We start from the raw sequence: 11,570 nt of genomic DNA, 5'->3' as shown, positions 1-11,570 counted from the left end.
ACCCGGGCATCCAGAGGCTGTCGACATTTTCTGGATTGCCGGGTCAAGCCCGGCAATGACAATCAAAAAGAACAGGCCGCCGGCTTATCCCGGCAGCCGCAGGTGGAAGGATTTCGGCCGGGTCAGATAGTTGTAGCCGAGGGCTGAGAGGGTGCAGCCGCGGCCGGAATCCTTGACGCCGGTCCAGGCCAGGGCCGGGTCCAGATAGTCGCAGCGGTTCAGGAACCAGGTGCCGGTCGCCACCTGGTCGCCGATGGCGATGGCGGCGTCGACGTCGCGGGTGAAGACCGATGCGGTCAGCCCGTAGGGGCTGTCGTTCATCAGCCGCACCGCCTCCTCATCCGACGCCACCTTCATGATGCCGACGACCGGGCCGAAGCTCTCCTCGGTCATCACCCGCATCGAATGGTCGACGCCGGTCAGCACCTGCGGCGCGAGATAGGGCGTGCCGGCCTTGTCGGCGGCGAAGCCCTTGGTGTCGATCAGGGCGCGGGCGCCCTGGCGCACCGCCTCCGCCGTCTGGCCGCGCACGAAATCGGCGGCCGAGGTCCGCACCATGGGGCCCAGCGTCGTCGCCTCCTCGGTCGGGTCGCCGAGGACATATTGCCGGGTCAGCTCGACCGCGCCCTCGACGAAGGAATCGTAGACCGAGGCGTGGACATAGATCCGCTCGATGCCGCAGCAGGACTGGCCGGAGTTGAAGAAGGCGCCGTCGACCAGCGTCTCGACCGCATGCTTCAGGTCGGCATCGGCGCGGACATAGCCGGGATCCTTGCCGCCGAGCTCGAGTCCGACGCCGACGAAGCGGCCGGCCGCCGCAGCCTCGACCGCCTTGCCGCCGGGGACCGAGCCCGTGAAGGCGACGAAATCGACCGCACCGCTGCCGATCATCTTGGCCGTGGTGTCATGGTCGGCATGGAGGTGCTGGAACACGCCCGGCGGCAGGTCCGACAGCGCCTCGGCGAAGCGTTCGGCACACAGCGGGGTCTGGTGCGAATGCTTCAGGATCACCGCATTGCCGGCCATCAGCGCCGGGACCACGGCGTTGACCGCGGTGAGATAGGGGTAGTTCCAGGGGGCGACGACGAAGACGGTGCCCAGCGGGTCGCGCCGGATGAAGCGGCGGAAGCCCTCCTTCGGCCCGACATCGATATCGGCCAGGGCGCCCTCCGCCACCGAGATCATGTAGCGCGCCCGCTCCTCGAAGCCGCGCACTTCGCCGGGGGTGTAGCGCACCGGCCGGCCCATCTGCCAGGTGATCTCGCGCGCGATCTCCGGCCCGGCGGCGACGAAGGCGTCGACCGCGGCGGACAGGAGGCGCGCCCGCTCCGACACCGGCACGCGCCGCCATTCGGCCTGGGCGACGCGGGCGCGGGCCAGCGCCGCCTCGGCCTCGGCCGGGGTGGCCAGCGGCCGCTCGACATAGATGCCGCCGTTCACCGGCGTGATGGTCTTCAGGATCTGGGTCATTCGGGGTCTCGGGACTGCCTCTCTGTGGCGCGCATCCTGGGGCCATCATCCCGGATTTTCCAAGAGGGATCGCCGCAACCCGGCCCCTCAACCGTCCGGCTGCCACTCGTGCCGCAGCCGGGCCACGATCCGGCGGCTGTCCTCGTCGACCGGGATATAGGCGACCAGCCGCAGGTCCGGCGCCTCCTCGACCCGGAACAGGCTCTGCTCCAGCGCCATCGGCCCGTGCCGTGAGGTGAAGCGCTTGACCGGGTCCGGCCGCCGGGTCACGTCCTGCTCCGGCCACCAGCGGTGGAAGTCGTGGCTGGCCTGGTCCAGCCGGCGGATCAGCGCCAGGAAGGCCGGGTCGTCGCGGTGGCGGCCGAACTCGACCCGGAAACGGGCCAGCATGCCGCGCGCCTCCGTCTCCCAGTTCGGGATCGCGGCGCGGTGCGGCGGGCTGGCGAAGACCAGCCACAGCATGTTGCGGTTCGCCTCCGGCAGCGGGGCCAGGTCGCCGAACACCGCGGACAGGGCGGTGTTCCAGGCCATGACGTCGAGGCAGGCCGTGGCCAGATAGGCAGGGCCGTCCACCGCCTCCAGCATCCGGCGCAGGGCCGGGGTGACGCCGATGCTCTCCGCCGGCCGCTCCGGCGGCGGCCGGTCATGGGCGAGCGCGAAGAGATGGGCGCGCTCGGTCGCGTCCAGCCGCAGCGCCCGCGCCACCTGCTCCAGCACATGGGCGGAGACCTGGATGGCGCGGCCCTGCTCCAGCCAGGTGTACCAGGTGACGCCGACGCCGGCGATCTGCGCCACCTCCTCGCGCCGCAGCCCCGGCGTGCGCCGCCGCGCCGTGGCCGGCAGCCCGACGGCGGCCGGCTCCAGCCGCTCGCGCCGGCTGCGCAGGAAGGCCGCCAGCTCGTCCCGGTCCCGCCCCCGCCGCCGCTCCGCCATCAGCCTGATGCTCCCAGTACCAGGATAACTTGTTCTCTGGTCCCAGGATAACACAGCCGTGACTGTCGGCGGGACGAAGACGCAGGAGGGATGTGATGAACGACGACATCCGGCGGCGGTTCCTGGAGTTCCGCGACCGGCTATACGGCCGGCACGACCTGTCGGTGGTGGACGAGATTGTGCATCCGGACTTCACCAGCGACAGCCCGCTGATCACGCCCGGCATCGAGGGCTACAAGGCCTTCGCCCGGATGCTGACCCAGGCGCTGCCGGACCTGAAGGCCCTGCGCCAGGAGGTGGTGGTCGAGGGCGACCGGCTGATGGCGATGGCGCAGTGGCAGGGGACCCATCGCGGCCCCCTGCTTGGCGCGGCGCCGACGGGCGCAGTGCTGCGCTTCGCCACCGCCGACCTGTACCGGCTGCGTGACGGCCGGCTGGTCGAGCATCGCGACGTGGTCGACCGGCTCGACGCCTCGATCGCGCTCGGGCTGGTCAGGTCGCCGGCTTGACCGGCACCGTCCGGGTCATCAGGTCGACATACAGGTCGAAGAAGCGGCGGTTGTCGAACTGCTTCACCACCTTGATCTTCTGCAGCAGCTTCGTCGGCTGCTCCTGCCAATAGCCATAGGTGCGGCCGTAGCCGGGGCCGAAGGCGATGTCGACATCGACGTACAGCTCCTCGACCTTGGCGGCGTAGCCGGGGTCGACCAGATAGGCGAGGGCGAGGGTGTCGAAGACATTGACCGTCGCCTTCGCGTCCTTGGCGAAGGCCTTGGCCATCCAGGTGTCCTTGAACAGCGCCGGGATCGGGCCGTCGGCGGCCATGATGCGGTCGAAATCCGCCTTGCCGAGCTGGGTGATGTCGGTGACGTCGAGCGGGATGATCGCCTGGTCGATCGGCTCGCGCATGACGATGCGCGCGGCCTCGGGGTCGATCCAGACGTTCATCTCGGCGGCCGGGGTGGTGTTGCCGCGGACGTCGAAGGCGCCGGCCATGTAGACGATCTTCTTGATCAGCGGCACGATCTCCGGGGCCTTGCGCACCGCCAGGGCGATGTTGGTGGCCGGCCCGATCACCAGCAGCGACACCTCATGCGGGTTGGCCTTCACCGTGTCGACGATGAAGTCGACCGCATGCTCGTCGCGCGACTTGGTCGTCTTGGCGAAACCGTCCGGCGGGGCCACGAGATCGGCATCCGTCGGCTGCGGCCGGTGGAACGCGGTCTTGTAGCTCTCGCCGAAGCCGAACAGGGTGCGTTCGTTCTCGAAGCTCCTGGGGTCGTGCACCAGCGGCAGGTTGGCGCCGGCATAGATTCCGACCTTGTTGGCGATGCCCAGGCGCTCCACGGCCCGCAGCGCGTCCGCCACCTCCTGCTTCAGCCAGTTGTTGCCGGTCACCACGGTGACGCCTTTCAGGTCGATCACGCCCTGGCGGTCCAGTTGCGCCGCCATGATCAGGACCTGGCCGTCATCCCCGGCGGTGCTGAAATCCGTATCGATGATGACCTTCTCGGCGGCCAAGGCCGGCGTCGCGGCCAGCATCCCTGCCATCACGGCGGCGGCGATCCATTGCTGCATTCCTGTGCCTCCTCCTGTACGGACGCGTCCTTTGATCCGAGTCGCCGGCGGTCCGTCATCCTACGATCGCACGGCGGGCCGCCGACCGCAGCGCGGATCGTGATCGGACGCGACGGACGGGCCGGCGACTCGACGGACGGGCCGGCGACTCGGTGCCGGTCGACGCCGACCCCGCGCCGTGGCTGATCAAAGGGCTTCTTGCGTCCAAAGCTTCGGCATCGGCCTCAAAAGAGGGCAAATTTTGGGCAAAGCCCGGCGTGACCAATTTTTAATCTCTTTTCGCTTGCGAAGCTCGTCGGAAGCTGCCAATGTTGCAGTGCGATATGCAGTGATGAGCTGCTGTCGTAACGCACTTCTTGGGCGTTTCCTCCCTAAACTCGGGCCGCAGCAATGCGGCCTGTTTTCTTTTGGGGCCTAGGCTTCCGCCCAGGAGCGTGCCGCGCTATCGGGTCAGGCGGGCCAGGAGGTCGGCCAGGGCATCGGCGTCGGCCGCGTCCATCCTGCTTCCGATGTGCTTCTGCAGGGATGCGGCATAGACGATCCAGATCCGCTCCTGCATCTCCCGCCCTGCCTCCGTCAGGACCACCCACTGGCCGCGGCGATCGGTGCCGAAGGCTTCCCGCCGGACCAGACCGCCGGCCTCCAGCCGGTCGAGCAGGCGCGAGAGGTTGTATTGGGCGAGGAGGATGCGCTCCTCGATCTCGAACGGCCTGAGACGTCCCTCGGCCGCGCGCGTCAATTCCAGCAGAACGTCGTACCAGCCGAGAGGCGGCAGCCCGGCCGCCTTCAGGTCGCGCTCGATCGCCGCCAGCAGGATCCGCTGGCTGCGCATGAGATGGATCCAGGCCCGGATGACGGGCTGAGATGGGCCGGCAGGGCGCTGCGACGATGGCATGAATGCAGTTGCATCTATATCGGTGGCCATGGCAAGCTCCAGATAGATGCAACTGCATGTTCTTGGACGCCTCAGATGACGCAAGATCGCTTCTCAGCCTATGGCGTGGCCGTGCTCCGGGTCAGCCTCGGGGTCATGTATCTCGCCCACAGCATCGTCCTGAAGCTCCTGACCTACGGGCTGCCCGGGACCGCCGCCTATTTCGAATCGATCGCCCTGCCGGGCTGGCTGGCCTATTTCACCTTCGCGGCGGAGGCGGTGGGCGGCGTGCTGCTGGTGCTCGGCGTGCAGGCGCGCTGGGTGGCGCTGGCGCTGGTGCCGGCGCCCCTCGGCGCGATCATCTGGGCCCATGCCGGCAATGGCTGGGTGTTCACGGCGCCGGGCGGCGGATGGGAATACTCGGCCTATCTCGTCGTGCTGTCCGTCGTGCAGTTCCTGCTGGGCGACGGCCCCCACGCGCTGCGTCCGTCCCGCGCCCTCGGCTGAGGCTGGGGACGGACGCGGCATGAACTTTTCCTTCAGGGGACAGGCAACCCCGGATCCGCGGCTCAGCCTCGGGCTGAGGCGGTGACGAAGGTGGCGAGCTCCCGGCCGAAGCGGGCCGGCTCCTCGTAGAAGGGGCTGTGACCGCTCTCCGCATAGACCGAAAGCCGGCTGCCGGGATGCAGCGCCTTGATCCGCTCCGACATCGCCAGGCGGACCAGCCGGTCATGCGCCCCATGCGTCAGCAGGACCGGGCCGGCATAGGCCTGGAACACGGGTTCGAGATCGGGCGTGGCCGTGCGGACGAAGCCTTCGCCGACCGCCCGCGGGGTCATGCCGTTGACGACCAGCATGTGCTGCAGCTCGGCATCCGTCGGCCGCCGGTGGAAGCAGGCTTCGAGGAAGCGCGCCGTCTCCGCCGTCCGCTCGGCCAGGTCGGGCGAGGTGGTGCTGCGGGCGAAGGTGCCGGCTAGCGGCGTCAGCAGATCCGGCGACAGCTTGGTGACCGCATCGACCAGGTTGATCCCCGCGATGCCCGTGCCGCCGTATTTCCGCAGATAGGCGCCGGCCACATAGCCGCCGAGCGACCAGCCGACCAGGACGGGTCGGTGCAGCTTTGCCGCGGCGATCACGGCGGCGACGTCGTCCGCCCAGCGGTCGGCGTCCGCATAGGCGTCGGGGGAGGACGGCTTGTCCGAATCGCCATGGCCGCGCAGGTCGAAGCGGACCAGCCGGAATCCCACCAGGGCCGGGTCGGCGAACTGCTTGTCCCAGCTCAGCCGGCTCTGGCGCAGGCCGTGGATGAACAGGATCTCGGGCGCCTGCGGGTCGCCCTGCGCGTCTCCCGTCAGGGCCGTGCCGTCCGATGATCGGACGGAGAAATTCTCCCGGGCCGGCGCCGCGGCCAATCCGAACCTGGCCTGGACGGCCAAAGCGGCGAAGCTGGCGGCGCCGGCCAGGAAGCTGCGTCGTGAGGAAAGCATCAGCGTATCCATGTTGTTTGCGAGCATGTTGTTTATCGATCACTAATCAACCTGTTTGACGGCGACCGTCAAGATGTTGTTTAGTGGCCGCTATGGAACCTGATGCGAAATCGCGCGGCGGCCGGCCATGGAGCTTCGACCGCGACACGGCGGTCGAGACCGCCATGCGGCTGTTCTGGCGGCACGGCTATGAAGGCGTGTCGGTCGGCGACCTGACCAAGGCGATCGGCATCGCCCCGCCGAGCCTGTATTCGGCCTTCGGCAGCAAGGCCGGGCTGTACCGGGAGGCGCTGGATCGCTACGAGCATGGCCTCGGCTCGGTCGACGTAACGCGCATCGGCTCGGCCACGACGCTGGCGGAGGCGGTGCGGCAGCTGCTCGAGACCGCGGTCCGGGCCGTCACCCATCCCGATCGTGAGCGCGGCTGCATGGTTTCCAGCGGCATGACCGCCTGCCATCCCGATCATGCCGGGCTGGCGCGCGACCTCGCCGTCCGGCGCGACGCCATGCGGGAGCGCATCGCGCAGGCCCTCGGGCCTTTCGCCGAGGCCGGCGAGGCGGGCCGCCTGGCCCGGCATCTGACGGCGGTGATGCAGGGCATCTCGATCCAGGCCCGCGACGGCGTCCCGCCGGCGGAGCTGCAGGAGATCGTCGAGGACGTGGTCGCCGGCGTCGCCGCGCGGTCAGGCCGCTAGGACCCTTTCTCCGGCACCAGGATCCGCACCCCGGCGGCGTCGCAGCGGCGGGTGAAGTCGGGCGGGGGCGGGCGGTCGGTGGCGACCAGGTCGACATCGGCCAGGCTGCACACCTTCACCGGCGCCTCGCGGCCGAACTTGCTGTGGTCGGCGATCACCCAGGTCTCCGCCGCCTGGGCCATCGCCGCATGCGAGAACTCGGCCTCGAACAGGTGGAAGTCGACCAGCTCGCCCCGGCTGTTGATGCCGCCGACCGACAGCACGGCGCAGCGCACCTGGAACTGGCGCAGGAAGGCGATGGCCGAGGGGCCGAAGGCGGCGACGTCGTCGCCATTGACCTCGCCACCGCACAGAAAGACGCGGTTGTCGTTGCGGGGCGCCATGCGGCAGGCGATCTCGGCCGAGTTGGTCACCACCACCAGCCGGGAATGATGCGCCAGGGCCTGGGCGACATAGGCGGAGGTGGTGCCGTTGTCGAGGATGACCGGGTCGCCGTCGGCGATGCGGGCGGCGACCAGCGCCGCCACGGCCTGCTTGGCCTCGCGGTGGCGCTGCATCCGGCGCTGGAACGGCGGCTCCTCGAGCCCGTCCGGCAGCATCACGCCGCCATGGAAGCGCAGCACGGCGCCGGTCTCGATCAGCGGCTTGACGCTGCGCCGGATGGTCTCGGTCGAGACCTCGAAGCGCTGCGCCAGCTCGGCGATGCTGCAGCTGCCGGACTCGCGCACGGCCTGCAGGATCTCGCCCTGCCAACGGTTGGACAACATCGGCCCTGCGGCGTTCCCTCACCCCGGAAAATTGCCTTATCCTATCGGCGGCGCGGCGCGTCCTGTCCAGCTTCGATCGCAATCGGCCGTGAAATCGCGGCGGATTGTCACGCGGAAGTCGCCCATATCCACGAGACGCAACATAAAATGTTGCTTTGGTGTGGATTTCTGTCGCTTCGACATTGACGGGCAAGGGCTCGCGGCTTATCCGTCGATCAGGGGAGGCGGGAATGCCGGAGGCATCGGACATCATCGCCGGGCTGGGCTGCTGGAGCGGGCGCGTCACCATCGCCCCCCTGGCCGGCGGGCTGACCAACCGCAACTACCGGGTCGAGGATGCCGCCGGGGTCCATGTCGTGCGGCTGGGCGCCGACATCCCGCACCACCACATCCTGCGCTTCAACGAGCTGGCGGCCAGCCGCGCCGCGGCCTCCGCCGGCATCTCGCCCACGGTCGAGCATGCCGAGCCCGGCATCCTGGTGACGCGCTTCGTCGAGGGCGAGACCTTGACGCCGGAGCGGGTGCGGCAGGAGGCGCCGCGGGTGCTGGAGCTGGTGCGCCGGGTGCATCACGACATGCCGGCCCATCTGCGCGGCCCGGTGCTTTCCTTCTGGGTGTTCCATGTCGTGCGCGACTACGCCCACGCCCTGGCCGGGAGGCGGCCGGCGGCGGAGCTGGCCGGGCTGCTGGGCCGCGCCGAGCAGTTGGAGGCGGCGGTCGGGCCGGTCGAACTGGTGCTGGGCCACAACGACCTGCTGGCCGCGAACTTCATCGATGACGGGCAACGACTGTGGCTGGTCGACTGGGACTATGCCGGCTTCAACAGCCCGCTTTTCGACCTCGGCGGCCTGGCCTCGAACAACGGCTTCTCGGTGGCGGAGGAGGCGGCGATGCTGAACGCCTATTTCGGCGCCACGGCGTCGGCGGAGCTGCGCCGGCGCTACGCCGCGATGAAGGCGGCGTCGCTGCTGCGCGAGGCGATGTGGAGCATGGTGTCGGAAATCCATTCGACGCTGGATTTCGACTACGCCGCCTACACCGACGAGAATCTGCGGCGCTTCGAGGGCGCCTGGGACGACTTCCAGAGGATGTGAGAGCGCCATGACCGCCTTTCCCACCCAGGCCCGCGCCGTGGTCATCGGCGGCGGCATCGTCGGGGTCTCCACCGCCTATCACCTGGCCCGGCTGGGCTGGGCGGACACGGTGGTGATCGAGCGGCACAAGCTCACCTCCGGCTCCACCTTCCATGCCGCCGGCCTGGTCGGGCAGCTGCGCTCCAGCGCCAATATCACCCAGCTGCTGGGCCATTCGGTGCGGCTGTACACCGAGCTGGAGCGCGAGACCGGCCTGGCCACCGGCTGGAAGATGAATGGCGGCCTGCGCCTGGCCTGCACCGAGGCGCGCTGGACCGAGCTGAAGCGCCAGGCCACCACGGCCCGCAGCTTCGGCCTCGAGATGCACCTGCTGTCGCCCAAGGAGGCGCAGGACCTGTGGCCGCTGATGCGGGTCGACGACCTGGTCGGCGCCGCCTTCCTGCCGACCGACGGCCAGGGCAACCCGTCCGACATCACCCAGTCCCTGGCCAAGGGCGCGCGCATGGCCGGGGCGACGATCTGGGAGGACACCGAGGTCACCGGCATCGAGACGAAGGACGGGCGGGTGACGGCGGTCCTGACCAGCCGCGGCCGCATCGCCTGCGAGGCCGTGGTGAACTGCGCCGGGCAATGGGCGCGCGAGCTCGGCCGCCGGGTCGGGGTCAACGTGCCGCTGGTGTCGGTCGAGCACCAGTACATGGTGACCGAGCCGATCGAAGGCGTGACCCGCACCCTGCCGACCCTGCGCGACCCCGACCGGCTGACCTACTGGAAGGAGGAGGTCGGCGGGCTGGTGATGGGCGGCTACGAGCCGAACCCGATCGCCTGGGCGGTCGACGGCATCCCGGACGGATTCAACTTCCAGCTGCTGCAGCCGAACTGGGACCATTTCCAGCCGATCATGGAGCTGGCGCTGGGCCGGGTGCCGGCGCTGGAGACGGCGGGGGTGAAGGAGCTGATCGCCGGGCCGGAAAGCTTCACGCCGGACGGCAACTTCATCCTCGGCGAGGCGCCGGAGCTGCGCGGCTTCTATGTCGGCGCCGGCTTCAACGCCTTCGGCATCGCCTCGGGCGGCGGCGCCGGCAAGGCGCTGGCGGAATGGATCGCCGGCGGCGAGCCGCCCTACGATCTGTGGCCGGTCGACATCCGCCGCTTCGGCCGGGCCCAGGCCGATGTCGACTGGGTGCGCAGGCGGACGCTGGAGCTGTACGGCAAGCACTACACCATCGCCTGGCCGAATGAGGAGCATGCCAGCGCCCGGCCGCTGCGCCGGTCGCCGCTCTACGACCGGCTGAAGGCTCAAGGGGCCTGCTTCGGCGAGAAGCTGGGCTGGGAGCGGCCGAACTGGTTCGCCGCAGCGGGCGAGGCGGCGGAGGAGATCCCCGGCTTCGGCCGGCCGAGCTGGTTCGCGGCGGTGGCGCGCGAGCACAAGGCGACGCGCGAGGCGGTGACGGTGTTCGACCAGTCCTCCTTCGCCAAGTTCCAGCTGGTCGGCCGGGATGCGGAGGCGGCTTTGTCCTGGATCTGCGCCAACGATGTGGCGCGGCCGCCGGGCGCGCTGACCTACACCCAGATGCTGAACGCCCGCGGCGGCATCGAATGCGACCTCACCGTCGCCCGGCTGGCGGCGGACCGCTACCACATCACCACCGGCACCGGCTTCGCCACCCACGACTTCGACTGGATCGCGCGCAGCATCCCGGCGGGCGCCGACGCGCATCTGGTCGACGTCACCTCGGCCTATGCGGTGCTCAGCCTGATGGGGCCGAAGGCGCGCGACGTGCTGCAGGCGCTGACCCGCGACGACGTCTCGAATGCCGGCTTCCCCTTCGGGCGGGTGCGCCAGATCGCGGTGGCCGGCGCCCCGGTGCTGGCCCTGCGCATCACCTATGTCGGCGAGCTGGGGTGGGAGCTGCACATCCCGACCGAATTCGCCGTCGGGGTCTATGAGGCGGTGATGGCGGCGGGGGCGGCGCATGGCATCGCCAATGCCGGCTACCGCGCGATCGAGACGCTGCGGCTGGAGAAGGGCTATCGCGCCTGGGGCAGCGACATCGGCCCGGACCACACGCCGCTGGAGGCCGGGCTCGGCTGGGCGGTGAAGCTGAAATCCCCGATCCCGTTCCAGGGACGGGAGGCGCTGGAGGCACAGCGTGGCCAGAGATTGAAGAAGATCCTGGCGACCTTCACCGTCGACGACCCGGCGGTGGTGCTGCTGGGGCGCGAGACCATCCTGCGCGACGGCCGGCCGGCCGGCTGGCTGTCCAGCGGCGGCTTCGGCCACACCCTGGGCAAGCCGATCGGCCTCGGCTATGTCCGCGATCCGGCCGGGCTGGACCGAGCAGCGGTGCTGGGCAGCACCTATGAGCTGGAGGTCGCGACCGAGCGGGTGCCGTGCACCGTGCATCTCGACCCGCTCTACGATCCGCGGATGGAGCGGGTGAAGGGGTAGGCCGGATCACGGCCGCTAGACCGGCAGGGGCGCGTCCGGCTTCACGGCGGCGATCGACGCGTAGGTGTGGGTCTCCCTGACGCCCGGCAGGGGCAGGATCACCCGCTGCAGGAAGTCCTGGAACGCCGCCATGTCGGCGATCCGGGCCTTGACCAGATAGTCGAAGCCGCCGACCACCATATGGCATTCCAGGATTTCGGGCGCCCGCCGCACGGCCTCG

Annotated in this window: 12 protein-coding genes; 5 read left to right on the top strand and 7 right to left on the bottom strand. The window is 69.8% G+C overall.

Annotated elements, in window-relative coordinates; all coding sequences use genetic code 11:
* Window positions 1–84: 84 nt before the first annotated feature.
* Entirely contained in the window at window positions 85–1,470 is a 1,386-nt protein-coding gene (locus tag ABDW35_RS21895) for an aldehyde dehydrogenase family protein (RefSeq protein ID WP_343716001.1), read from the bottom strand.
* A gap of 87 nt (window positions 1,471–1,557) precedes the next feature.
* Window positions 1,558–2,403 carry a helix-turn-helix transcriptional regulator gene (locus ABDW35_RS21890; protein WP_343716000.1) on the bottom strand — a complete coding sequence of 282 codons (846 nt, stop codon included), beginning with the start codon at window positions 2,401–2,403 and terminating at the stop codon, window positions 1,558–1,560.
* Between the two features lie 95 nt (window positions 2,404–2,498).
* Here ABDW35_RS21890 and ABDW35_RS21885 point away from each other — a divergent pair, with 95 nt between their 5' ends.
* The gene (locus tag ABDW35_RS21885; protein WP_343715999.1) at window positions 2,499–2,912 is read left to right on the top strand and encodes an ester cyclase; all 414 of its coding nucleotides are present in this window, start codon (window positions 2,499–2,501) and stop codon (window positions 2,910–2,912) included.
* On the opposite strand, the gene ABDW35_RS21880 is transcribed toward ABDW35_RS21885, so the two are convergent.
* Window positions 2,896–3,981, bottom strand: a complete 1,086-nt coding sequence (locus ABDW35_RS21880; protein WP_343715998.1) for a nucleoside hydrolase — start codon at window positions 3,979–3,981, stop codon at window positions 2,896–2,898. The two genes, ABDW35_RS21885 and ABDW35_RS21880, sit on opposite strands and share 17 nt — an antisense overlap.
* Before the next feature lie 442 nt (window positions 3,982–4,423).
* A complete protein-coding gene (locus ABDW35_RS21875; protein WP_343715997.1) occupies window positions 4,424–4,813 on the bottom strand; it encodes a helix-turn-helix domain-containing protein in 390 nt (129 codons plus the stop codon).
* Between the two features lie 138 nt (window positions 4,814–4,951).
* Here ABDW35_RS21875 and ABDW35_RS21870 point away from each other — a divergent pair, with 138 nt between their 5' ends.
* Window positions 4,952–5,362, top strand: a complete 411-nt coding sequence (locus ABDW35_RS21870) for a DoxX family protein (RefSeq protein WP_343715996.1) — start codon at window positions 4,952–4,954, stop codon at window positions 5,360–5,362.
* Window positions 5,363–5,424: 62 nt separating this feature from the next.
* Here the strand turns inward: ABDW35_RS21870 and ABDW35_RS21865 are convergent, their stop codons facing one another.
* Window positions 5,425–6,342: an alpha/beta hydrolase gene (locus tag ABDW35_RS21865; RefSeq protein ID WP_343715995.1), complete on the bottom strand. Its 918-nt coding sequence runs from the start codon at window positions 6,340–6,342 to the stop codon at window positions 5,425–5,427.
* 92 nt (window positions 6,343–6,434) lie between these two features.
* Between ABDW35_RS21865 and ABDW35_RS21860 the strand changes: the two genes are divergently transcribed.
* Complete coding sequence (locus ABDW35_RS21860) at window positions 6,435–7,037, top strand: TetR/AcrR family transcriptional regulator (RefSeq protein WP_343715994.1); 603 nt, start codon at window positions 6,435–6,437, stop codon at window positions 7,035–7,037.
* Here the strand turns inward: ABDW35_RS21860 and ABDW35_RS21855 are convergent.
* Complete coding sequence (locus ABDW35_RS21855; RefSeq protein WP_343715993.1) at window positions 7,034–7,804, bottom strand: DeoR/GlpR family DNA-binding transcription regulator; 771 nt, start codon at window positions 7,802–7,804, stop codon at window positions 7,034–7,036. The genes ABDW35_RS21860 and ABDW35_RS21855 overlap by 4 nt on opposite strands.
* A gap of 230 nt (window positions 7,805–8,034) precedes the next feature.
* On the opposite strand from ABDW35_RS21855, the gene ABDW35_RS21850 reads away from it, so the two are divergent.
* Together ABDW35_RS21850 and ABDW35_RS21845 are read left to right on the top strand one after the other, a co-directional pair.
* The gene (locus ABDW35_RS21850) at window positions 8,035–8,898 is read left to right on the top strand and encodes a choline kinase family protein (RefSeq protein ID WP_343715992.1); all 864 of its coding nucleotides are present in this window, start codon (window positions 8,035–8,037) and stop codon (window positions 8,896–8,898) included.
* Between the two features lie 7 nt (window positions 8,899–8,905).
* Window positions 8,906–11,350: an FAD-dependent oxidoreductase gene (locus ABDW35_RS21845; RefSeq protein WP_343715991.1), complete on the top strand. Its 2,445-nt coding sequence runs from the start codon at window positions 8,906–8,908 to the stop codon at window positions 11,348–11,350.
* 15 nt (window positions 11,351–11,365) lie between these two features.
* On the opposite strand, the gene ABDW35_RS21840 is transcribed toward ABDW35_RS21845, so the two are convergent.
* The coding region (locus tag ABDW35_RS21840; RefSeq protein WP_343715990.1) for an Lrp/AsnC ligand binding domain-containing protein at window positions 11,366–11,570 on the bottom strand (205 nt) is incomplete at its 5' end.

Origin of the sequence: Inquilinus sp. (assembly GCF_039594555.1) — a bacterium.
In the GTDB taxonomy this organism is placed as follows: Bacteria; Pseudomonadota; Alphaproteobacteria; order DSM-16000; family Inquilinaceae; genus Inquilinus.
This window is presented reverse-complemented; position numbering and strand designations above follow the sequence as displayed.

Excerpts from the sequence above, each read along its gene's own strand:
- ABDW35_RS21845 (WP_343715991.1), top strand. The coding sequence starts at position 8,906 with ATGACCGCCTTTCCCACCCAGGCCCGCGCCGTGGTCATCGGCGGCGGC.
- ABDW35_RS21890 (WP_343716000.1), bottom strand. The coding sequence starts at position 2,403 with ATGGCGGAGCGGCGGCGGGGGCGGGACCGGGACGAGCTGGCGGCCTTC.
- ABDW35_RS21885 (WP_343715999.1), top strand. The coding sequence starts at position 2,499 with ATGAACGACGACATCCGGCGGCGGTTCCTGGAGTTCCGCGACCGGCTA.
- ABDW35_RS21850 (WP_343715992.1), top strand. The coding sequence starts at position 8,035 with ATGCCGGAGGCATCGGACATCATCGCCGGGCTGGGCTGCTGGAGCGGG.
- ABDW35_RS21855 (WP_343715993.1), bottom strand. The coding sequence starts at position 7,804 with ATGTTGTCCAACCGTTGGCAGGGCGAGATCCTGCAGGCCGTGCGCGAG.
- ABDW35_RS21895 (WP_343716001.1), bottom strand. The coding sequence starts at position 1,470 with ATGACCCAGATCCTGAAGACCATCACGCCGGTGAACGGCGGCATCTAT.
- ABDW35_RS21865 (WP_343715995.1), bottom strand. The coding sequence starts at position 6,342 with ATGCTTTCCTCACGACGCAGCTTCCTGGCCGGCGCCGCCAGCTTCGCC.
- ABDW35_RS21860 (WP_343715994.1), top strand. The coding sequence starts at position 6,435 with ATGGAACCTGATGCGAAATCGCGCGGCGGCCGGCCATGGAGCTTCGAC.
- ABDW35_RS21870 (WP_343715996.1), top strand. The coding sequence starts at position 4,952 with ATGACGCAAGATCGCTTCTCAGCCTATGGCGTGGCCGTGCTCCGGGTC.
- ABDW35_RS21875 (WP_343715997.1), bottom strand. The coding sequence starts at position 4,813 with ATGCGCAGCCAGCGGATCCTGCTGGCGGCGATCGAGCGCGACCTGAAG.
- ABDW35_RS21880 (WP_343715998.1), bottom strand. The coding sequence starts at position 3,981 with ATGCAGCAATGGATCGCCGCCGCCGTGATGGCAGGGATGCTGGCCGCG.